General features: G+C 54.5%; 20 protein-coding genes. 7 read left to right on the forward strand and 13 right to left on the reverse strand.

Annotated features, from left to right (window positions below):
* Positions 1-184: 184 nt before the first annotated feature.
* Together cutC and BJF97_RS18160 are read right to left on the reverse strand one after the other, a co-directional pair.
* Positions 185-928 (reverse strand): copper homeostasis protein CutC, encoded by a 744-nt coding sequence (gene cutC / locus BJF97_RS18155; RefSeq protein WP_014229858.1) that lies wholly within the window; start codon positions 926-928, stop codon positions 185-187.
* Positions 929-1,004: 76 nt separating this feature from the next.
* Positions 1,005-1,574 carry a VOC family protein gene (locus BJF97_RS18160; protein WP_014838837.1) on the reverse strand — a complete coding sequence of 190 codons (570 nt, stop codon included), beginning with the start codon at positions 1,572-1,574 and terminating at the stop codon, positions 1,005-1,007.
* A 229-nt stretch (positions 1,575-1,803) separates the two neighbouring features.
* Between BJF97_RS18160 and argS the strand changes: the two genes are divergently transcribed.
* On the forward strand, positions 1,804-3,537 hold the full coding sequence (argS, locus tag BJF97_RS18165) for an arginine--tRNA ligase (protein WP_032693591.1): 1,734 nt from the start codon (positions 1,804-1,806) through the stop codon (positions 3,535-3,537).
* Positions 3,538-3,657: 120 nt separating this feature from the next.
* Here argS and bglB read toward each other — a convergent pair whose 3' ends face one another.
* Positions 3,658-4,797 carry a beta-galactosidase BglB gene (gene bglB, locus BJF97_RS18170; RefSeq protein WP_014838839.1) on the reverse strand — a complete coding sequence of 380 codons (1,140 nt, stop codon included), beginning with the start codon at positions 4,795-4,797 and terminating at the stop codon, positions 3,658-3,660.
* Between the two features lie 4 nt (positions 4,798-4,801).
* Positions 4,802-6,385: an MFS transporter gene (locus BJF97_RS18175; RefSeq protein ID WP_009652039.1), complete on the reverse strand. Its 1,584-nt coding sequence runs from the start codon at positions 6,383-6,385 to the stop codon at positions 4,802-4,804.
* Positions 6,386-6,461: 76 nt separating this feature from the next.
* On the opposite strand from BJF97_RS18175, the gene BJF97_RS34760 reads away from it, so the two are divergent.
* Together BJF97_RS34760 and uspC are read left to right on the forward strand one after the other, a co-directional pair.
* Positions 6,462-6,647, forward strand: a complete 186-nt coding sequence (locus BJF97_RS34760) for a hypothetical protein (RefSeq protein ID WP_158413318.1) — start codon at positions 6,462-6,464, stop codon at positions 6,645-6,647.
* Between the two features lie 102 nt (positions 6,648-6,749).
* The gene (gene uspC, locus BJF97_RS18180; protein WP_004852164.1) at positions 6,750-7,178 is read left to right on the forward strand and encodes a universal stress protein UspC; all 429 of its coding nucleotides are present in this window, start codon (positions 6,750-6,752) and stop codon (positions 7,176-7,178) included.
* A gap of 26 nt (positions 7,179-7,204) precedes the next feature.
* On the opposite strand, the gene otsA is transcribed toward uspC, so the two are convergent.
* The 6 genes from otsA to BJF97_RS18210 form a co-directional block, all read right to left on the reverse strand.
* On the reverse strand, positions 7,205-8,629 hold the full coding sequence (otsA, locus tag BJF97_RS18185; RefSeq protein ID WP_014229861.1) for an alpha,alpha-trehalose-phosphate synthase: 1,425 nt from the start codon (positions 8,627-8,629) through the stop codon (positions 7,205-7,207).
* The gene (gene otsB / locus BJF97_RS18190; RefSeq protein ID WP_014229862.1) at positions 8,604-9,407 is read right to left on the reverse strand and encodes a trehalose-phosphatase; all 804 of its coding nucleotides are present in this window, start codon (positions 9,405-9,407) and stop codon (positions 8,604-8,606) included. The genes otsA and otsB overlap by 26 nt, the downstream gene beginning before the upstream one ends.
* A 158-nt stretch (positions 9,408-9,565) precedes the next feature.
* On the reverse strand, positions 9,566-10,546 hold the full coding sequence (araH, locus tag BJF97_RS18195) for an L-arabinose ABC transporter permease AraH (RefSeq protein WP_004852169.1): 981 nt from the start codon (positions 10,544-10,546) through the stop codon (positions 9,566-9,568).
* A gap of 14 nt (positions 10,547-10,560) precedes the next feature.
* On the reverse strand, positions 10,561-12,075 hold the full coding sequence (gene araG / locus BJF97_RS18200; protein ID WP_014229863.1) for an L-arabinose ABC transporter ATP-binding protein AraG: 1,515 nt from the start codon (positions 12,073-12,075) through the stop codon (positions 10,561-10,563).
* Between the two features lie 61 nt (positions 12,076-12,136).
* On the reverse strand, positions 12,137-13,117 hold the full coding sequence (locus tag BJF97_RS18205; RefSeq protein WP_004852174.1) for an arabinose ABC transporter substrate-binding protein: 981 nt from the start codon (positions 13,115-13,117) through the stop codon (positions 12,137-12,139).
* A gap of 288 nt (positions 13,118-13,405) precedes the next feature.
* Positions 13,406-13,963 (reverse strand): DJ-1/PfpI family protein, encoded by a 558-nt coding sequence (locus BJF97_RS18210; protein ID WP_032693589.1) that lies wholly within the window; start codon positions 13,961-13,963, stop codon positions 13,406-13,408.
* A 502-nt stretch (positions 13,964-14,465) separates the two neighbouring features.
* Here BJF97_RS18210 and BJF97_RS18215 point away from each other — a divergent pair.
* Positions 14,466-14,969: a non-heme ferritin-like protein gene (locus tag BJF97_RS18215; RefSeq protein ID WP_014229866.1), complete on the forward strand. Its 504-nt coding sequence runs from the start codon at positions 14,466-14,468 to the stop codon at positions 14,967-14,969.
* Between the two features lie 324 nt (positions 14,970-15,293).
* The gene (locus tag BJF97_RS18220; RefSeq protein ID WP_014229867.1) at positions 15,294-16,805 is read left to right on the forward strand and encodes an MFS transporter; all 1,512 of its coding nucleotides are present in this window, start codon (positions 15,294-15,296) and stop codon (positions 16,803-16,805) included.
* Positions 16,806-16,851: 46 nt separating this feature from the next.
* Here the strand turns inward: BJF97_RS18220 and BJF97_RS18225 are convergent, their stop codons facing one another.
* Complete coding sequence (locus tag BJF97_RS18225; RefSeq protein WP_014229868.1) at positions 16,852-17,103, reverse strand: DUF2766 family protein; 252 nt, start codon at positions 17,101-17,103, stop codon at positions 16,852-16,854.
* Between the two features lie 79 nt (positions 17,104-17,182).
* The gene (gene azuC / locus BJF97_RS34270; RefSeq protein WP_014229869.1) at positions 17,183-17,266 is read right to left on the reverse strand and encodes a stress response protein AzuC; all 84 of its coding nucleotides are present in this window, start codon (positions 17,264-17,266) and stop codon (positions 17,183-17,185) included.
* A 207-nt stretch (positions 17,267-17,473) separates the two neighbouring features.
* On the opposite strand from azuC, the gene BJF97_RS18230 reads away from it, so the two are divergent.
* Positions 17,474-18,895 carry an MFS transporter gene (locus BJF97_RS18230; protein ID WP_032693588.1) on the forward strand — a complete coding sequence of 474 codons (1,422 nt, stop codon included), beginning with the start codon at positions 17,474-17,476 and terminating at the stop codon, positions 18,893-18,895.
* Positions 18,896-18,947: 52 nt separating this feature from the next.
* Here the strand turns inward: BJF97_RS18230 and BJF97_RS18235 are convergent, their stop codons facing one another.
* Positions 18,948-19,586: an RpiB/LacA/LacB family sugar-phosphate isomerase gene (locus tag BJF97_RS18235; protein ID WP_014229871.1), complete on the reverse strand. Its 639-nt coding sequence runs from the start codon at positions 19,584-19,586 to the stop codon at positions 18,948-18,950.
* A 424-nt stretch (positions 19,587-20,010) separates the two neighbouring features.
* Between BJF97_RS18235 and ftnA the strand changes: the two genes are divergently transcribed.
* The gene (gene ftnA, locus BJF97_RS18240) at positions 20,011-20,508 is read left to right on the forward strand and encodes a non-heme ferritin (RefSeq protein ID WP_004852185.1); all 498 of its coding nucleotides are present in this window, start codon (positions 20,011-20,013) and stop codon (positions 20,506-20,508) included.
* Positions 20,509-20,538: the final 30 nt, after the last annotated feature.

Consider the following 20,538-nt stretch of genomic DNA (forward strand, 5'->3'; position numbering starts at 1 on the left):
CAAGTTGCATGTGCGTTGGCTTTGTTACTCGGCTCATCCATGAGCCTCGCCCTTACGGGCCGCCGGGATACGGCGTTCAAATCTGTTCCAGACAGATTTGTCGCTCACCCCAGTCACTTACTTGAGTAAGCTCCTGTGGATCCCCTGCGTCGCCGCCTTCTCGCAACTCGAATTATTTAGGGTTTTAATCTCTCTGTGCGGAAATAATCTTCTTCATTTCCGCTACCGCTTCGCCATTGACGGCGTAGCGTAAGTATTCATCTGCTTCGGCATCCGTAGACATCGACAGCCCGGGATTGCGAAAGCGCATCGGGGATGGTAACCACTGGCCTGCCGAGGAATGCACCTCTTTTACCCCTGCCTGCAAAAATAGCGGCAGGTTGGCGGCGCGGACGCCTGCACCGGCCATAATAATAGGAGTATCGCTTTGGGAAATAAGTTCCCTGATTAATGAAATTCCTTTTTCGGCTGAAGACTGCTGGCCCGAAGTCAGGATACGCTGAACGCCGAGTTCAGCCAGCTCAGCGCTGGCCTGGCGCGGGTCGGCGCACATATCAAAGGCCCGATGAAAGGTGACGGCCAGGGTTCCCGCCGCCGCCATTATTTTTTTCATTCGCGCCCTATCCACCCGACCGTCGGCGTCCAGAACGCCGATCACCATGCCGGGAAAACCGAGATCCTTCACCGCGGCCACATCATCAAGCATCGCGGCAAATTCGCCGGCGGTATAGCAAAAATCACCGCCGCGCGGGCGAATAATCGGATGAACGGGAATGGTCACCGCTTCACGCACCGATTTCAGTACCCCCAGCGAAGGCGTCAGCCCTCCCTCCTGCGGCGCGGCGCATAGCTCGATGCGATCGGCGCCCCGGCGCTGGGCCTCCAGCGCGCACTCCATGCTGTAACAACAGACTTCCAGTAAGGTCATTCTTCTCTCCGTCGATAGGGCAGGCACTACAGAATGTCACGATTTCTTCCGGCAGACGCCGCGTCGCTTCACACTGTTATCGTTCAGCGTGTTCGCTGGCGACAATTTGCTCAATCGACCACGGGTGAAATTTGATCGTCACTTTGCCATCCGTTACCGCCAGGGTCGGATTCGGTAAACGCTCACGCTCTCCTTTCGGCGCGCTGGTCTTCACAAAAATGCCCGGCTGGCCCAGCCCTTCATCGGAAAGCAGCGCCAGCGCGCGGGTATTGAGCGTTTCAGGATCGCCCGGCAGAACGATTTCAATATGCTCCCAGCCTTCATGCGGATAGCGTTTTTCGCCCGGCCACGGCAGTTCAACGATGCTAAAACGCCAGTGCGCCACGACCACCGGCTCATCCAGCCTGAACAGGCAGATGGGTCGACCGTTAATAACATTTTCCGACAGCAGAGTAGCGCATTGTTCAAAGCCGCGACGCCAGCGCTCCGCCGTAGCGTTCTGGTGACAGCGCAGGGAAATATGGTCGGCGTCATGGGGCGTAATATCGAGACCGAGCCGGTGAGCAAGCGCGTTCAGCGCCTCGGTAAAACGCGGCAGGTCCGCGGAAATATCGTTCAGTTCATCTATCTGCTGCCAGTTCGCCATCGTAAGCCTCGGTACTCGCTAAAAAGCGCTAATCTATCGCGTTTTCCGCGACCGACCAACCGGCAATCGCCGGCAGCGTCCCGCGAACGGTTATTCGTTGAGCGCGAGGCTCAGCAACCTCCGCGCGGTGCTGACGCGTGGGTGCAAATGCAGTATACTCCTGCCCTAATTTGTCCACATTCCCGCGCCGCCCCATCAGGGTGACGGCGTGTTAACGTAAGGTGTTTCGGTGAATATTCAGGCTCTTCTCTCAGAAAAAGTCAGTCAGGCCCTGATCGCGGCAGGCGCGTCTGCCGATTGCGAACCTCAGGTCCGCCAGTCAGCAAAAGTCCAGTTCGGCGACTATCAGGCCAACGGCGTGATGGCCGTTGCCAAAAAACTGGGCATGGCGCCGCGACAACTTGCAGAGCAGGTACTGTCTCATCTCGATCTGAGCGGAATTGCCAATAAGGTAGAGATCGCCGGCCCTGGCTTTATTAATATTTTCCTCGATCCGGCCTTCCTCGCGGAAAACGTCAGCAGCGCGCTGAAATCGGAACGTCTGGGCGTGGCTCAGCCGCAGGCGCAGACGGTGGTCGTCGATTACTCCGCGCCGAACGTGGCGAAAGAGATGCACGTAGGCCATCTGCGTTCCACCATTATTGGCGACGCCGCGGTGCGTACGCTGGAGTTTCTCGGCCATAAAGTGATCCGCGCTAACCACGTGGGCGACTGGGGCACCCAGTTCGGCATGCTCATCGCGTACCTGGAAAAACAGCAGCAGGAAAACGCCGGTGAAATGGCGCTGGCCGACCTCGAAGGTTTCTATCGCGAAGCGAAAAAACACTACGATGAAGATGAAGCCTTCGCCGAGCGCGCGCGCAGCTATGTCGTTAAGCTGCAGGGCGGCGACGAGTACTTCCGCGAAATGTGGCGCAAGCTGGTCGACATCACCATGTCGCAAAACCAGTTAACCTATAACCGCCTCAACGTTACCCTGACCCGCGACGACGTGATGGGTGAAAGCCTCTATAACCCGATGCTGCCGGGTATCGTTGCCGATCTGAAAGCCAAAGGTCTGGCGGTAGAAAGCGAAGGCGCGACCGTGGTGTTCCTTGATGAGTACAAAAACAAGGAAGGCGAACCGATGGGCGTTATCATCCAGAAGAAGGATGGCGGCTATCTCTACACCACCACCGATATCGCCTGCGCAAAATACCGTTACGAAAACTTGCATGCTGACCGCGTGCTTTACTACATCGACTCTCGCCAGCACCAGCACCTGATGCAGGCGTGGACCATCGTGCGTAAAGCCGGCTACGTGCCGGATTCCGTCCCGCTGGAGCACCACATGTTCGGCATGATGCTCGGCAAAGATGGCAAACCGTTTAAAACCCGCGCCGGCGGTACCGTGAAGCTGGCCGACCTGCTGGACGAAGCGCTGGAGCGCGCGCGCCGTCTGGTGGCGGAGAAAAACCCGGATATGCCCGCCGATGAGCTGGAAAAACTGGCGAACGCGGTCGGGATCGGCGCGGTGAAATATGCCGACTTGTCTAAAAACCGCACCACCGACTATATCTTTGACTGGGACAACATGCTGGCCTTTGAGGGCAATACCGCGCCTTATATGCAGTATGCCTATACCCGCGTGCTCTCCGTGTTCCGCAAGGCGGATGTCGATGAAAGCGCGCTGGCGGCGGCGCCGGTGGTCATCACCGAAGAGCGCGAAGCCCAGCTGGCGGCCCGTCTGCTGCAGTTTGAAGAAACCCTGACGGTCGTCGCGCGTGAAGGCACGCCGCACGTGATGTGTTCTTACCTGTACGATCTGGCGGGTCTGTTCTCCGGCTTCTACGAGCACTGCCCGATCCTGAGCGCCGAAAGCGAAGAGACGCGCAATAGCCGCCTGAAGCTGGCGCTGCTGACGGCGAAAACGCTGAAGCTGGGTCTGGATACCCTGGGTATCGAAACCGTAGAACGGATGTAAAAACAAACCCGGCGAAAGCCGGGTTTGTTTTATAGCGCCTGATGGCGCCACGCTCATCAGACCTGCAGCATCATTGTAGCCCCGGTAAGCGTAAGCGCCACCGGGGAAATTCCGCCCTTCTCAGAAATACTTCCGCAGATACTCCGTCAGGCACAGGATCGCCATCGCCTGGCCATACGGCATCGACGTCAGCGGAATGTCGCGATAAAAATCCAGATTCGAACCCATGCCGGTACCGAACGACGTTTGCAGCAGCTCCCCTTGCGCTGAGATATTCTGCACGATGCCGCGAATCGCTTTTTCCGCAACCTCCGCATACGCCTGGCTCACGTAGCGCTTGCGCACCGCTTTGAGGATCCCATAAGCAAAACCGGCGGTCGCCGACGCTTCCAGATAGGAGCCAGGATCGTCAAGCAGCGTATGCCACAGGCCGCTATCGTCCTGACAGCGGGCCAGCGCCGCAATCTGCGCATTCAGCACCTGCACCAGATAACGCCGTACCGCGCTGTTCTCGGGTAAATCCACCAGCTCCAGGAAATCCGGAATAACGATAGTCAGCCAGCTATTGCCGCGGGCCCAGCGAGCGTGGGCGAAATTATGCCGCCCCTCGTAGCTCCAGCCGTGAAACCACAGGCCGGTCTCACGGTCCATCAGATTCTGCACGTGCAGCAGAAACTGATATACCGCCTCCTCTACGTATTGCGGACGATTAAGCAGCTTGCCGATTTTCGCCAGCGGCAGAACCGTCATCATCAGCGTGTCGTCCCACATCTGCTGATGATTCTCTTCCGCCAGGGTGATGTGCTGCATGCCGCCAGACTCAGTGCGCGGCATTTCGTTCATCGCCCACTCCGCCCAGCTATCGAGCCAGGGCAGATACGCGGGGTTGCCCGTCTCTTCGTAGCGGTAAGCCAGGGTGAGAAACGGCGCCATGGTGTTGACGTTTTTGGTGGTCGCGCCTTCGGCAAAGCGGTCGGCAAACCAGCCATCAATAATGTCGCGCATCGCCGTATCGCCGGTCTGCTGGTAATACTGATAAATACCGTACAGGCCGACGCCGTGAGTCCACTCCCAGCCGTTCCATCCTTTAGTGTCGATAACGCGTCCGTCGTCCAGCCGCAGTAAAAATTGCCCGCTTTCGTCCTTAATGTTGACCAGATTATGCGTCACCTTCTGAATCAGCGCCTGCAGTTCATTGCGGGCGATAAAACGCTCCGGCTGGCGCAGTAGTGGGCTATGTTTGACAGGCCAAACTTTCATATCCTTAACCTCTGTTATATGTCGAATTCATGGCTGAACGCGGCTTCAGCGCTGGCGCGGCGGGTTTATTCCGATTCAGATAACCAATATTGTTGTTTCCCCACAGGGCGTCGTACGGCATCCCGGCCAGCATCTCCACCACCTCACGATCCCCGGCGCTGGCCAGTTCTGGCTGAGCGCGACCGGATTCACGCATTTTCAGCGTTTCCGCGCGCAGGACGCTGTGGGTTTGCAGATTAAGCTTAAAGCGCAGGGAAACGAGGAAACCGCAGGCCAGCACCAGTAAGGTGCCCACGCTGAGGATCAGCAGAATGGTATGGCTCACTTCATAGGGCTGCGTTTTCTGTCCGGAGACAAAGCCCGACATCTGCATGATGATCCCCACCAGCATCACCGCTCCGGCCTGGGAAGCTTTACGCGTCAGAGTCATGATCCCGGCAAAGATGCCTTCGCGGCGCTGGCCGGTGATCACTTCGTCCACGTCGGCAATATAGGTGTAGGTGTTCCACGGAACGTAGTTGATGCCGCCGCGGCCCAGGCCCGCCACCGCGGATATCAGCAGCAGCAGCGAATAGACATCGCTGAGGCCAGCGTAGTACAGCACCGCGTAAGAGAGCGAACTCAGGCCGAACAGCACCACCACCATGCGATACGATGGCGCCGGCCCGAAGCGAATACACAGCGGGATCATGGCGATAACCGCAATAAACTGGAAGATCGCCATGGTTCCGAGCAGGTTAGAAGCCATTGAGGCTTCCTGCATCAGGACAAACACCACATAGTAGGTAAAGACCGCATTGAAGACGTCCTGGGCGATATAGCCCCCCAGATACATACCCAGATGCTGACGGAAAATTTTAATGCGCAGGGTCGAACTTAACTCAATGAACAGGCGGTTAAGACTCTGCGACAGGCTCAGGTTCTGTTTCTCCTCTTCGGCGCGCAGCGCGGCCTCCGTCCACTCTTCACGCGGGCGTTCCCAGGTAAAGAACCAGACGAAGGTCAGCATCATGGCGCACAGCACCGAGAACACCAGGCTGGCATAGAAGAAAGAAACGGCGTTGTCCTTACCAAAGATAGTCAGCAGAACGCCCGGCAGGAAGGAAGCCAGAATCGCCGACATCTGCGCCATAGAAATACGCGCGCCGGAGAATTTGGTTTTCTGTTTAAAATCATCGGTCATTTCCGGTACCAGCGTTTCATACGGCACCAGAATCATGGTGTAGACAATATCAAAAAGAAGATAGGTCAGCAGGTAGTACCAGAACCCCATATCCCCTACCCACATGATGGAGTAGCTAAACACGCAGGGGATGCCGAGCAGGATGAAGAACTTACGCCTGCCAAAACGTTTCCCCAGCCAGGTTGAGCCAAAGTTATCCGTCAGAAAGCCCATCAGCGGACTGATTACCGCATCCAGAACCCTGGCGGTGGCAAAAATAAGCGTCGCCTCGATAGGGGAAAGGCCGCAAAAGGTGGTGTAGAAGTAGAGCAGCCATGCTGCTGTGAGTGCGGTCGTTCCCGCACCAAGGAAATCGCCCGATCCATAGGCAAGGTAGTTAACCAAACCGATTTTACGTGTTTTCATCGCCGTAAATCCTGTGTCTTTTTTTAGAGAACTCCGAACCGCGTTTTGGCCCATTCAGCCAAAAGGGGGTTGATACATGGCTACATTAAGAACATGGGAACGGCGTTACCTTTTCATTTTTGCCAGCCAAAAGCGTTCAATGGCAAAAACACAAAGAGTCGATGAACGCGCCTCACTGATTTATAAAACAGCGTTTCTTTTAATACAAAAGATCGGACCAAAAGTTGCGAGGCGACCACCAAAATGGCGCACGGCGGAGTGAAATCTGGGCGCGTTATTTCGCTGCGGATAAACCTTGCGAAAGCTAAGGAATGGGAGTAAAGACAATAGAAAAGGGTTGTTTCGCGTATCTCAAGGAGGCTTGATGCCCTACTCACATCTGCTGGTCGCCGTGGCGCCAACCCCGGAAAGCCGGGTCCTCATTCAGAAAGCCGTCTCCATCGCCCGTCCGGTCAATGCGAAGGTCAGCCTGATTACCCTGGCAACGGACCCGGAGCTGTATAACCAGTTTGCGGCGCCAATGATGGAAAATTTACGCGAAGTGATGCAGGAGGAGACGCGCGGCTTTCTGGCCGAGCTCGCCCGCCACGCCGACTACCCGATAGAGAAAATGACTATAGCCAGCGGCGGGATTGCCCACCATGTGAAGGATTTTTGCCAGCGGCATCGCGTTGACCTGGTGATTTGCGGCAACCACAACCAGAGCCTGTTCTCTCGCGCCACCTGTTCGGCGAAAGATATCGTGGGCAGCAGCGGCGTTGACGTGCTGCTGGTGTGTCTGGAAAAAGGTTAGCGCCGAAAGCGCTAACCGCGATCGTCTCAGGCGAGCTTGGGGAAGGTCGCGACCTTGCGCGCTAAGTGGCTCTCCTCACTTCCTGGCTCAATCTCCTTTAGATCGGCAATAAACCGCTCCTGCCAGCGATGAATATCGTTATCTTTAATCACCGCCAGCATGGCCGAATGGCGGGCAATACGCTCGGCCAGCGGCATGGTTAACGCCTGGTCCAGCGCAGCCGCGACCTCGTCGCGATCGTAAGGATTGACGATTAAGGCCGTCGGCAGCTCGTTCGCCGCGCCGGCAAACTGCGACAGCACCAGCACGCCCGGATTTTGCGGGTCCTGCGCGGCCACATACTCTTTCGCTACCAGATTCATCCCATCGCGCAGCGGCGTAACCAGACCGACGTCCGAGTAGCGGAAGATTTTCATCAGCAGCTTGCGTTCAAAGTGCTGATTCAGGTAATAAAGCGGCGTCCAGCCCAGCTGGCCATATCGGCCATTAATGCGGCCGGCCGCGGTTTCAAGCTGATGACGAATATCCTGGTAGGCCTGAACATCGCCGCGCGACGTCGGCGCAATCTGGGTATAGCGAATCTTGCCGTGATGCTGCGGATAGTTCTCCAGCAGCGCCTCGTAGGCCAGAAAACGCTCCGGCAGCCCCTTGGAATAGTCCAGCCGCTCAACGGAAAAGATATTCTGCACGCTTTTCAGTTCGCTCTTCAGCTGCGCCAGCTTCGGCGGCAGCGGCCCTTTTGCGCTCCGCGCAATCTCTTCCGGATCGATACCGATCGGATAGACTTCGGTGTGGAAAGGTTTCCCCCAGGCCACATGCTTTTTGCCGTCGCGCGTCGTCAGGCGAGTCTGCATCGATACGCAATCGAGAAACGCCAGGCGATCGCTCTCGGTCTGGAAACCCAGTAAATCGTAATCGCACAGCTGTTCAAGCAGCTCCGCGTGCGGCGGGAGCGCGTTAAAGACTTCCGGCGTCGGGAACGGAATATGTAAAAAGAAGCCGATGCGATTATTGACCCCGCGCTGGCGCAGTTCGCTGGCCAGCGGCAGCAGGTGGTAATCGTGGATCCAGACGATATCGTCAGGTTCGATCAGCGGCAGCAGTTTATCCGCCAGCGTTGCGTTGACGCGCTGATAGCCTTCCCAGGCTTCACGCTGAAAATCGACCAGATCGAGACGATAGTGGAATGCGGGCCATAAAACGGCATTGGAAAAGCGGTTGTAATATTCGTCGTGATCCTGCTCGCTAAGGTTAAAGGAAGCCCAGGTGATATTCCCCTGCTTCACTTTTTTTAACGGCTGCTGGTCGTCACCGATTTCCCCACTCCAGCCGAACCACAGTCCTCCGGCTGCTTTTAATGCCCCCATAATCCCCACGGCAAGGCCACCGGCGCTGGCCTTTTTGTCATCCGGCGGGGCAATACGATTAGATACTACGACTAAGCGACTCATAGCCATCTCTCCTGTCGGTTAGCGCATCTGGTTGTTGCCCATGATTCGCGATGTTACTAATCCAAAGATGAACAGCGGCGACATCCGGCAGGCGCCAGTGCGCCTGGGTCTCACCGCCGCCCACTTTGACCGATACGCCACTCAGTTGATTGACGACGCTAAAACCCGCTTCATCGGTTAAGTCATCACCGACAAACACCGGCCTGCGCCCGCTGAATGGAGCTTCCTGCATAAAAGCGGCTATCGCTTCACCTTTATTCACTCCGCGCGGTTTGATCTCCACCACGCACTTACCCGGCTGTAATGCCAGAATGGGATGGCGCTGCACGACGGCCTGCGCCAGCGCCAGCACTGCGTGCTGATGCTCCGGCGCCTGTCGGTAGTGCAGAGCAAAGGCCATCCCCTTACTTTCCAGTTCGCATCCCGGCAAGTCATCCAGCGCCGCGGTCAGTTCCGCAGAGAGCGCCTTCTGGAGAGAATCCGGTAAAGAGACAATATGCGTTTTACCATTGATATCACGGCGTTCAGCCCCGTGGACACCGGCAAGCGGCAGCCGGTAAGGACGGGTAAGCTCATCCAGCTCAACCATTGAGCGCCCTGAAATCAATGCCACCGCGCCGTTGTGCTGCTGCACGAGCTGGCGCAGCGACTGCAAAACATCGGCAGGAATGACCACCTGATCGGGATGGGGTTTGATACCGGCAAGGGTACCGTCGAGGTCAAAGAAAAAAGCGCAGTTTCCGGTTAACGCAGGCGGTACATAAATCTGGTCAGCCACCCTGTTTCCTCCTTATCATGGCCAGCAACATGCTGGGTGTTAAATAATTGTAGCCATGTAAGTATAGACAGTGTGACCAGCCTCGCCATTTTTGATAGTCATTGCCAGCGCAACGAGCGCTGGCAACGGATTAGGATTAAACTGAAAAGTTGGACGAATCAAACGGCTCGTTTCGCTTTCTGTTTGTAGCGGTCGAAGATCACCGCCGCCAGTAAAATCACGCCGCGTACGACATACTGCGAGAATGGCGAGATATTGAGCAGGTTCATCGCATTCTCTACCGTTCCCAGGATCAGGATCCCGGCCACCACGTAGGAGATCTTACCGATCCCGCCTTTCAACGATACGCCCCCCAGTACGCAGGCCGAGATGACAATCAGCTCATAGCCAATTGAGGTCATCGGCTGTCCGCTGGTCATTCGTGAAGCCAGGATAATGCCTGCCGCCGCGGAAACCAGGCCGGAAAGGACGAAAATGATGATCTTGGTCCGCACTACCGGCACGCCCGCCAGACGCGCCGCTTCTTCGTTACCGCCAATCGCCAGGGTATTGCGGCCAAAGGTGGTTTTATTCAACAACAGGCCGAAGACAATCAGGCAGGCAATGGTCAGCCAGATAGGCGCTGGCAGGCCAAACCAGTTGGCGTAGCCGAGGGTAAAGAAACGCTCGTCTTCAATCCCAACCGCTTTACCGTCAGAGATGATATAGGCCAGACCGCGGACGATCTGCATGGTGGCCAGGGTGGTGATCAGGGCGTTAATCTTCAGGCGGGCAATCACAAAACCATTGACCAGGCCGCTCAGCGCGCCGAGCAGCAGACCGGCGCCGATCCCCACCCACATGCTCTCCGTCAGGTTAATCACCACCGCCGTGGTCACACCGGCACAGGCGATAACCGAGGCGACCGACAGATCGAAATCCCCCGATGCCAGGCAAAACAGCATTCCGCAGGCCACCATTCCGGACATAGAAATAGCCAGCCCCAGGCCTTTCATATTAATAAACGAGGCAAAATTAGGCACAAAAATCACGCAGCCAATAAACAGCACCGCGAAAACAACCAGCATGCCGAACTGATCCCAAATGCGGGAGAAGCTAAAAGCCGACCGGGTAGTACCTGAAGTGGTAACTGATGACATCATAGACTCCTTACTCAGGCGACCGCCTGGCTCACTTTTGGCATGGCAAGGCTCAATGCCTGCTGTTCATTCGCATGTTCATGCAGCAGCTCTCCGGCGATCTCCCCCTCGCGCATCACAACAATGCGATCGGCGACGCCGAGAACTTCCGGTAAATCGCTGGAGGCAAAGACCACCGCGACGCCCGATGCCGCTAATGCGTAGATAACGTTGTAGATTTCATGTTTAGCGCCCACGTCAATACCGCGCGTTGGCTCGTCAAGCAGGATGACTTTCATCTCTTCCGACAGCCAGCGGCCGAGGATCGCCTTCTGCTGATTGCCGCCGGAGAGGTTCATAATCAGCTGCTCGGCGCCGGGCGTTTTGATATTCAGCGATTTGATATGCTGGTCGGCGTTCTGCGCTTCCCAGGCATTGTTGATAACGCAGCCGGCGAGAATATGCTTGCGGCGAGCGCTGATATTGATGTTGTCGCGCACCGAGTGGACCGGAATAATCCCCTCCGCTTTGCGGTCTTCCGGGCAGAGCATCATCCCGGCCTGAATCGCCTGAGCCGGCTTGCGAATATCAATGGCCTCCCCGTCGATATAAACCTGGCCGCCGGTTATTCTGCTGCCGCCGAATAAGCCTTTCATGAGCTCGCTGCGCCCGGCGCCAACCAGCCCAAACAGGCCGACGATTTCTCCGCTGCGCACCGAAAGGCTAACGGGCTGCCGCACGCCTGGCGCCTTCACCTGTTCAAGACGCAAACGCTCTTTGCCATATTCACGCGGCTGCCAGCCGTAGATATCGCCCAGCTCGCGCCCCACCATCGCCTGTACCAACGCGTCGTGGTTAACCTCTTGCATATTGTCGAAGGTACGCACGTAGCGACCATCTTTGAACACCGTAATCGCGTCGCTTAACGCGAAGATCTCTTCCATGCGGTGGGAAACGTAAATAATGACCCGTCCTTCCTGGCGCAGCTCGCGGATAACCCGAAACAGGTTTTCGATTTCCCGCGCAGACAGGGAGCTGGTCGGCTCATCAAAGGCGATAATTTTTGCGTTACGCGCCAGCGCCTTGGCGATCTCCACCATCTGCCACTGGCCGATAGAGAGATACTTGAGCGGCGTTTCCGGATCGATATCCAGCCCCAGATGCTTCAGCTGCAGGCCGGCTTCATAATTCAGCAGCGACCGGTTCACAATCCCGCCTTTATGCGGCAGCTGCCCGAGGTAGATATTTTCCGCCACGGTCATTTCCGGGATCAGATGCAGCTCCTGATAGATAATGGCCACCCCGGCGTTCAGCGCCTCGGTGGTGTGGGTAAACGTCATCTGCTGGCCGCGGATTTGCAGGCTGCCGGCGGTCGGTATGTAGTTGCCGCTGAGAATTTTCAGCAGCGTGGATTTCCCGGCGCCGTTTTCTCCCATCAGGGCGTGCACCTGTCCGGCATAGCAGCCAAAGCTAATATCGGACAGCGCTTTAACGCCCGGGAATGTCATGGTGATGCCGTGGAATGAGAGATAAGGGGTAGACTGTTGCATAACGACTCCGCTTTTCTGTACAGAGCCTCTCGCGCAAGGCAAGAGGCCCGGTCAACTGGCCTTACAGCCCTTTTTTCGCCAGCTCTTCTTTAAAGTTGTCGCGGGTAATCAGCACCACGTCGGTTACCGCGGTGAATTTCGGCGGTTCAACGTCTTTTGTCACCCAGTTGTAAAGCATTTCGCTGGTTTTATAGCCGTGAATATCCGGGCTTGGCAGTAAAGAGCCATAGAAACCGGTGGCCTGCGCTTTAGAAAGTTCGTTCACCGCATCGACGCCGTTGATACCGATCCCGATAACGTCAGGCGCTTTAAAGCCCTGGCCTTCGGTGGCGCGCACGCCGCCCAGCACGGTGTTGTCGTTCATGCCGACGATCAGCCAGTGCTTAACATTAGGATGTTGAACCAGCATGGAGTTACCGGCGTCAAACGCGCCGGGGATGTCGTTAGATTTGGTTGGCACGCGATAGATTTGTTGCTCCGGGAAACCGGCGGCTTTCAGAGCGTCCATTGAGCCGGTAGTGCGGCGGCGGGCGGTATCCAGCTCGTCGGAAGTAATGGCCATAACCGCGGTATCCTTCACGTCCCAACCGCGTTTCTGCATCTCTTTATAGAGCTCCTGCCCCTGGCGCGCGCCGATTTCGCTGGCCGCCATCATCACCAGCGGTACACTGTCCATCGGTTTGCCTTTGGCGTTGACGAACTGGTCATCAACGGTAATCACTTTCATATCATAGCCGCGCGCTTTGGCGACAATGGCCGCCCCGAGCTTCGGATCCGGGGTGCAAATGACGAAGCCTTTGGCTCCGCTGGCCGCCAGGCTATCTATCGCGTTCAGGGTTTTCTCGCCGTCGGGCACAGCAATTTTAATGACATCGAAACCTAAATCTTTACCGGCCTTATCGGCAAATTTCCACTCGGTTTGAAACCATGGCTCTTCAGGCTGTTTCACCAGAAAACCCAGCTTAAGCGTCTCAGCCATAGCTGATTGTGACATAACCGCGGCAAGACCGATTGCCGCCAGCGCTTTAGTAAATTTGTGCATGGTAAACTCCAGCTTTAATTCGCTTTTATGTAGGGAATAATAAGTCTTAAATTTTTAATCGGACGAAAAACAAGGCATTAGAAAAATCTCAACGCTGAGTGCCGTTGTTTAAATAGTATTAACCGGAAATTATTTCTCCATACGAGAGCCCAATCACATCGCGGAATTACAGTAATTGCGTGCATATAAACAGCGAAAAATGACATAAAAAAAGCGCTAATTGTCAGACAATTAGCGCATGCCGTAGCAATATTCTCTATATCATCAGCAGAGTTATCCCTGTAGAGATTACCAGCGACAATAAATGTGCTCCGCATGATTGCGAACGGGCGCCTCATCCCCCAATAAACGGGCGGCTACGGTAAACGAAAAGTCAAAAACGTGTCCCAGGCCTTTACCGCTAATCAAATTACCGTCCTCCACTACCGCCTGGTCCACGTACTCTCCGTCCGTAACGTGCTGCCATAACTCTCCCGAACAGACGTAGCGTCGCCCCTTGAGCAGCCCGTTGCCACCGAGCACTCTCGCTGCCGCCGAACAGATCGGACAGATCAGCTTTCCCGCGGTATCGTGGGCCGAAATAAACGCCACGACGTCCCGGCTGGCGGCAAGATTGACGCTTCCCTGCGGGCCGCCGGGCAGAACCACCGCGTCGTACAGTATCCCGGCGCGCTCTGTTAGCGTGCTGTCCGCCACCATGGGGATATCGTGATAGCTCACCACCGCGCGCGAATCAGCGCAGGAGAGCAGTTCGACATCGAGGTGTAAGCGACGAAGAATGTCAATCACCACAATCGCTTCACCTTCCTCAAAACCCGGTGCCAGCAGCACCGCAACTTTTTTCATTTCCGACTCCTTCAGATAGCCTGTTAGCAATAATGTGTTTACAAAAGCAGCATCTTTTTAAATTAACCTCATCATTTTCTCACTCGCAGGCTACCACAAAATAGAATTATTAATCATTATTTTTAAAACACAATTTCAACAAAATCATTAGGACTACTATCAATTAATGAGGCGCGGAAATAAAAACATTTAAAATCAGCAAAATAAGCTTATATGCGATCGTTAAACATCAGACTTTATTCTTACAAAAGACCCTCTTTTCAAGATAAATACGGATGTTGTAACGAAATGTAAATATCACTCATTGAGAGTTTTCTTAATTCAAATATGGCGCTATTCTATATTTGTTGAGATAAGAGATTTAATTCAAACGGCTGTGCAGAAATCCTGAATACTATTACTCAGGACTCTCTCTCTGCGCACCGTAATTTCTAAGGCGCCCCTGATGTAGATGCGTCAAGATATGACGCCCGCCCCCTCCAAAGTGAATAAGGATATTTGTATGGTCGTACCAGGAATGGTTCAAAAGCTGAATAACCAGATGAATCTTGAGTTCTATACCTCAAATTTGTATCTGCATTTGAGCGAATGGTGTACTCAGCAACGGTTGAACGGTACCGCCACTTTTCTCCGTAACCGAGCGCAAGCCAGTATCACGCAGATGATGCGGGTCTTTGATTTTATGAAAAAATCAGGCGCCTGGCCCGTTGTGAAAGCGGAAGGAACCTACGGCACTGAATGTTCGTCCCTGGAAGATCTCTTTAGCAAAACCGTCGAAGATTATCAGCAGCGCAGCACGATACTTTCCAGCCTGGCGGAAGAGGCGAAGGCGCAAAGCGATGAATCAACCCTGCGTTTTCTGACGCTGCTTGCTGAAGAGCAGGATCAGGATGGCATACTGCTGGAGACCATTCTTGAAGAAATCCGTCATGCGAAAAATGCCGGAACCAGCGTACAACAAACCGATAGCCACCTGCTGGATCTGGTCAGTCAACAGCGCGTATAACGCCATGCCGGCGGATGCTCGCCGGCGATAAATCATCAGAATTCTCCTGTTCGGGCCAGCGCTCTCTTTAATCGCAGGTTCCCTGTCCCCCTTCTTTTTCGGCGCTTCGGCGCCGTTTTTATTCCAGAAAAGCATTAAAAACTTTTAACCAGATCTCATTCCTGCTCCGCCGGAGGAATTAGCAGGGTATTGGTGATCTGGATCACGTTTAAAACTACGGGTTGATAATATAAAAACACTGTTTCAAAAATTTAAAACACGGAGTTTACTTTAATGGCAAGATATACGGCTTCAGCCCCACAGGGGCTGCAGGGAAGACCGATTTTGTTACGCCATCAGTTAGCCTACGGCGGCGGGAATTTACTGGGAAGCGGCGCACTGGCGATCAGCGGCGCATGGCTGCTCTATTTTTATACAACCTTCTGTGGGCTAACGCTGATCGAAGCCTCCTTTATTTTTTCCGTCGCCAGCATTATCGACGCAATTAGTAACCCGCTGATGGGCTATCTCACCGATAACTTTGGCAAAACGCGGCTGGGTAAACGCTTTGGTCGTCGCCGTTTCTTTTTGTTGATTGGCATTCCGCTGATGATGTTCTACCCGCTGCTGTGGGTAGAAGGCCTCGGCTTTTGGTACTACCTGTGCACCTACGTCGTCTTTGAAATCATTTATACCTCGATTATGGTCCCCTATGAAACATTGGCGACCGAAATGACCGACGATTTCTCACTGCGTTCGAAGCTTACCGGTTATAAAGCGATTTTCGGCAAACTGGCCAACTTTCTCGCGGCATTTATCCCCGGGCAGTTCATCCTGCTTTATGGTAAAGAATCCGCCACCCCGTTTTTTCTCACCGGGCTGACCTACGGCGTCATTCTTATCGTGGCCATCTCCTGCCTGTGGTACTGCAGCTGGGAGCGTCCCCGCGAAGAGGAGATAAGCAAGGGAGAGAAAAAGGGTCTGTTCAATACTCTGCTCATGCTGGCAAAAGATATGCGCTCAACGTTTTACCTGCGCGTATTCCGCAAACACCTGGGTATGTATCTCTGCGGCTTCGGCGCCGAGTGGCTTTTTGCCTCGATCTTCACCTACTTTGTTATATTCGTGCTGCAGCACGATCCGGCGATGGTGGCCGGGCTTAACAGTCTGAACTCCATCCTCCAGCTGGTATCAACGGCCCTGTTTATTGGCCTGTGCGTGAAGAAAGGCTTCAGTAAGCCGTATATTCTGGCGCTGAGCGTGGTTATCTTTGCCGTGCTGCTCTACACCTCGCTGTGGTTCTTCCACCTGCCTTCAAGCCTGGCCACCGTCCTGATGTTTGGCATCACGGTGCTGTTCGGTCTCGGCACCGGCGGCGTGTACTATATTCCCTGGACCGTTTACACCTTTTTGGCGGATGTCGATGAAATCTATACCGGCCGTCGCCGCGAAGGGATCTATGCGGGAGCCATGACCTTCTCCGGTAAAATTTTGCGCTCGATTATCGTCTTTTCCATGGGGGCGATCCTCAGCTTCTACGGCTTTCAGTCGAAAGCGCATACGCAGCCAGAGAGCGCGGTCACCGCGATTGCGGTGGTGTTTTGTGCGGGCGTGATTCTGCTGGCGCTGGCAGCCATTGTGTTCAGTAAGCAGATGAAACTCGATCGCAAGGCGCATCTGGTAGTGCTGCAGGAAGTCGCGCGTATTAAAGCAGGCGGTAAGATCGCCGATATCGCACCGGACGTTCGCCTTGTCGTTGAAGATTTAGTCGGCCACCGGTACGAAGAGTGCTGGGGCAACAGCAGGCTGTTTAAAGATACGCAGGAAGGCGCCGTTCAAACCGCCGTCTCCCACTAACAGGTGTTAACGCCCCGCTATCACAATGATGGCGGGGCTGACGCCGCTAGTGCGCTTCTTCCTGCGGGGTGAATTTCAGTTCAATCAGCGCGATGGCCTTTTGTACCGCCCTCAGGGTCACCGGGTCAGCCGATGCCGGGTGGCTGGCAAAATCGATGGCTTTCAGCTGGGTGGTCATTTTTTCGCGCACCTCGACGGGGGCGATGACGTCGATGACGTCAAGGATCTGTTTGATAACTAACTGACAGGCAACCACGTCAGAGACCAGCTCGTCGTGCTCGGTAAGATGTTGAGACATTTTTCACTCCTTTTTTCAGGAGCGTAATAGTACCCTAAATCCCGGGATATAAAAAAACCTGCCGCAGCAGGTTTTTTTATCAGAACATAGCGCCAGGCGGTACGTCTTTGAAGGTTTTGCAGTAGTTTTCGAACATGCTCTTCAGGATTTTGCGCAGTTTCATGGTTGACTCCATTTTTGTTATGCAGGTGTTAATGCCCTGATGGTTATAATATGACTTGCATCACAAAAATCAACCTAAATGTGCGCTAAATCACCTATTTTTTACCAAAATAATTTAATTTTTAAACAAAATGAGCAGAACCGGATAGTGAAGAGCCGAACGCTCCGGACCAATCTGCGCTCTCTTTGCTATGGCAGCGACACAATAATGAGTACAAACACCTCTTCCAGGGACGACCGTTCTTTTTCAGCACCTGCGCTGCTGGTGGCTGGCGCCTTTTTTATGGAGTTTCTCGACGGCACGGTGATAGCAACCGCCCTGCCCGACATGGCGAAAGATTTTGGCGTGACCGCGGTCGACCTCAATATCGGGATTAGCGCTTATCTTATTACCCTTGCGGTTCTGATACCGGCCAGCGGCTGGATCGCCGATCGTTTTGGCGCGCGGAAAATCTTTACTCTCGCGCTGGCGATTTTTACCCTGGCGTCGGTATTTTGCGGGCTGTCGACCAACGTCGATGTGTTCGTCGCGATGCGTATTCTGCAGGGGACAGGCGGCGCGCTGATGGTGCCCGTTGGCCGGCTGGCGGTACTACGTACCACACCGAAGCACCAGTTGATTAAGGCGATTGCCACCCTGACCTGGCCGGCGCTGGTCGCGCCCATTATTGGCCCACCGCTGGGCGGATTTATCACCCGCTACGCCAGCTGGCACTGGATCTTCTTTATTAACGTGCCGCTCGGGCTTATCGCTATCGCCCTGTCGCTGCGTATCATTCCGAATATTCGCGAAGATGATCAGCGCCCCTTCGACCTTTTCGGCTTTGTTGCCACCTCGGTGGCGATGGTTAGCCTGGTCGCCGCCATGGAGCTGCTCGGCGATCGCCAGCCTCTGGGCTGGCAGACGCTGGCGCTGCTGGCGTTGGGCCTGGGCTGTATGCTCTTCGCGCTGCGGCACTTCCGCCGCACCAGGTGGCCGATGGTGCGCCTTGATGCGCTCAAGATCCCCACCTTCCGGGTCACCATGTACGGCGGTTCCCTGTTCCGCGCCTCTATTAGCGCCGTGCCGTTTCTGCTGCCGCTGCTTTTCCAGGTCGGATTTGGTATGGACCCCTTCCACTCGGGGCTGCTGGTGCTGGCCGTGTTCGTCGGCAACTTAACCATCAAGCCCCTCACAACGCCGCTGATCCGCTGGCTGGGCTTTCGCCGCCTGCTGCTGATTAACGGCGCATTAAACGTTTTGTCGCTGCTGGCCTGCGCTTTTTTAACGCCGCAAACGCCGGTTTGGCTGATCTTTGTGATTCTCTATCTCGGCGGGGTCTTCCGCTCTATCCAGTTTACCGGCATCAGCACGCTCGCGTTTGCCGATGTGCCTTCCGCGCAAATGAGCTACGCCAATACCCTGTTCAGCACCGCGTCACAGCTGGCCGTGGGGCTGGGCATCACGCTCGGCGCGATAGGTATTCGTCTTGGGGAAACGTTCAGCGAATGGTTTACGCTTTCTCACCTGCCGGGCATCAGCTTCCGCCTGTCGTTTATTTTTATCGCGCTGATTTGCCTGGTCGGCATGATTGATAGCCTGCATCTGGCCAAAGAGGCGGGTAGCAGCGTATCGAACAAAAAGAAGTAGCCAAAGAAAAGGCCAGCAGCGCTGGCCTTTAGCATCTCATCATGACGGGATATTAACCGACGATCTGGCGCACAAACGCTTCGATCTCTTTATCCTGGCAGTTCTCAAAGAAGCACTGCTGGAAACGAGGGCCAGAAACGGCGGTTTTCACCAGCTCCGGATCGATCGCGCGCAGCGTATCCAGATAGTTTTCCTTAACCACAGCCGCTTTTACCGCGTTCAGGATCCCGGCGTTACGCACCTGAGGCTCTTTACGCTCCGGCGGATAACCTTCACCGTTGCGGCCGGTAAAGGCTTTTTCAAAGATAAAGCGTACGTTCAGCTCTGCGCCCCAGCCAAAACCCTTCGCAAACGGCAGAGAAAGCGCGTTACCGTTGTTGATCTGCGCAAACAGGAAGGCATCCGCAGGGTCGATACAGTAGCCGCATACCACGCCAGGGTGAATATTCAGCGACATCAGCGCGCCCTGCCCGGTACCGCAGCCGGTCACCACAAAATCCACCGCTTTCGAATTCAGCAGGATGCTGGCCATGATCCCCAGATGAATATAGGTCAGATGATGATCGTTTTCATCGCTCATACCGACGTTGTAAACCGGGAAGCCTTTTTCTTCAGCAACGGCGTTTAACTCATTGAGGATGATGGCGTTTTTGTTCGCCTGGCTGTTTTCCATCATCAGTGCGATTTTCATGCTTTACTCTCCTGAATGCTCTGCGGGCACTCCCGCGATAGTTCGTTAGCGTTGCTATGAACAATACTACCTTACGAACATACTTTCAAATTTTATGAAAAGTTGTTTTATAAATTGCATCTCGCCTCACACTTTTGACTTCCGTCCCCGGCTGGTACGGCATCATCCCCGCTCTTACCCGCGTCAGGCTAATCCCGCCGCGGCCGCCGGGCGGGTCTATTTTCACCGCTAAATTAGGCGCAACGATTTTTCGCATGGAATATTAAATTAAAACCATTCTCATTATTTTTAAATCGCCAATGCGTGTTATTCCCATTTGCATTATTAATAAATGATTTTATTAATTTACTTTTTGCAAATAAATTAATAACAAATTATAGTGAGCGCACAATAATCCTTAATTCTATTTTCCCGGAGCAGCCTGATGCTAAAAACTGAAATGATCGACAAGCTGAATGCGCAGATGAATCTCGAACTTTATTCCTCTCTGCTTTATCAACAAATGAGCGCCTGGTGCAGCTACCACAGTTTTGAAGGCGCCGCCGCGTTTCTGCGTCGCCACGCGCAGGAAGAAATGACCCATATGCAGCGCCTGTTCGACTATCTGACCGATACCGGCAGCCTGCCCTGCATCACGGCTATCGCCTCACCTTTCGCCGAATATGCGTCCCTGGATGAGCTATTTCGCGTCACCTACGAACATGAACAGCTGATTACGCAGAAAATTAACGAACTGGCCCATGCGGCAATGACCAGCCAGGATTATCCGACATTTAATTTCCTGCAGTGGTACGTTGCTGAGCAGCACGAAGAAGAGAAACTGTTTAAATCCGTTATTGATAAATTGACCCTTGCCGGTAAAAGCGGTGAAGGCCTGTACTTTATTGATAAAGAGCTGGCAACGCTCGATACACAAAATTAATAATTACGGCAGCGACGCCCGGCGTTCGCT

Origin of the sequence: Klebsiella sp. LTGPAF-6F (assembly GCF_001753185.1) — a bacterium.
Lineage (GTDB): Bacteria > Pseudomonadota > Gammaproteobacteria > Enterobacterales > Enterobacteriaceae > Klebsiella > Klebsiella michiganensis.

Bases quoted from the DNA above. Each gene is read 5' to 3' on its own strand.
- cutC (WP_014229858.1), bottom strand. From the start codon at position 928: ATGACCTTACTGGAAGTCTGTTGTTACAGCATGGAGTGCGCGCTGGAG.
- BJF97_RS18160 (WP_014838837.1), bottom strand. From the start codon at position 1,574: ATGGCGAACTGGCAGCAGATAGATGAACTGAACGATATTTCCGCGGAC.
- bglB (WP_014838839.1), bottom strand. From the start codon at position 4,797: ATGAAAGTTTGGCCTGTCAAACATAGCCCACTACTGCGCCAGCCGGAG.
- BJF97_RS18175 (WP_009652039.1), bottom strand. From the start codon at position 6,385: ATGAAAACACGTAAAATCGGTTTGGTTAACTACCTTGCCTATGGATCG.
- BJF97_RS34760 (WP_158413318.1), top strand. From the start codon at position 6,462: ATGGCTACATTAAGAACATGGGAACGGCGTTACCTTTTCATTTTTGCC.
- uspC (WP_004852164.1), top strand. From the start codon at position 6,750: ATGCCCTACTCACATCTGCTGGTCGCCGTGGCGCCAACCCCGGAAAGC.
- otsA (WP_014229861.1), bottom strand. From the start codon at position 8,629: ATGAGTCGCTTAGTCGTAGTATCTAATCGTATTGCCCCGCCGGATGAC.
- araH (WP_004852169.1), bottom strand. From the start codon at position 10,546: ATGTCATCAGTTACCACTTCAGGTACTACCCGGTCGGCTTTTAGCTTC.
- araG (WP_014229863.1), bottom strand. From the start codon at position 12,075: ATGCAACAGTCTACCCCTTATCTCTCATTCCACGGCATCACCATGACA.
- BJF97_RS18205 (WP_004852174.1), bottom strand. From the start codon at position 13,117: ATGCACAAATTTACTAAAGCGCTGGCGGCAATCGGTCTTGCCGCGGTT.
- BJF97_RS18210 (WP_032693589.1), bottom strand. From the start codon at position 13,963: ATGAAAAAAGTTGCGGTGCTGCTGGCACCGGGTTTTGAGGAAGGTGAA.
- BJF97_RS18215 (WP_014229866.1), top strand. From the start codon at position 14,466: ATGGTCGTACCAGGAATGGTTCAAAAGCTGAATAACCAGATGAATCTT.
- BJF97_RS18225 (WP_014229868.1), bottom strand. From the start codon at position 17,103: ATGTCTCAACATCTTACCGAGCACGACGAGCTGGTCTCTGACGTGGTT.
- azuC (WP_014229869.1), bottom strand. From the start codon at position 17,266: ATGAAACTGCGCAAAATCCTGAAGAGCATGTTCGAAAACTACTGCAAA.
- BJF97_RS18230 (WP_032693588.1), top strand. From the start codon at position 17,474: ATGAGTACAAACACCTCTTCCAGGGACGACCGTTCTTTTTCAGCACCT.
- BJF97_RS18235 (WP_014229871.1), bottom strand. From the start codon at position 19,586: ATGAAAATCGCACTGATGATGGAAAACAGCCAGGCGAACAAAAACGCC.
- ftnA (WP_004852185.1), top strand. From the start codon at position 20,011: ATGCTAAAAACTGAAATGATCGACAAGCTGAATGCGCAGATGAATCTC.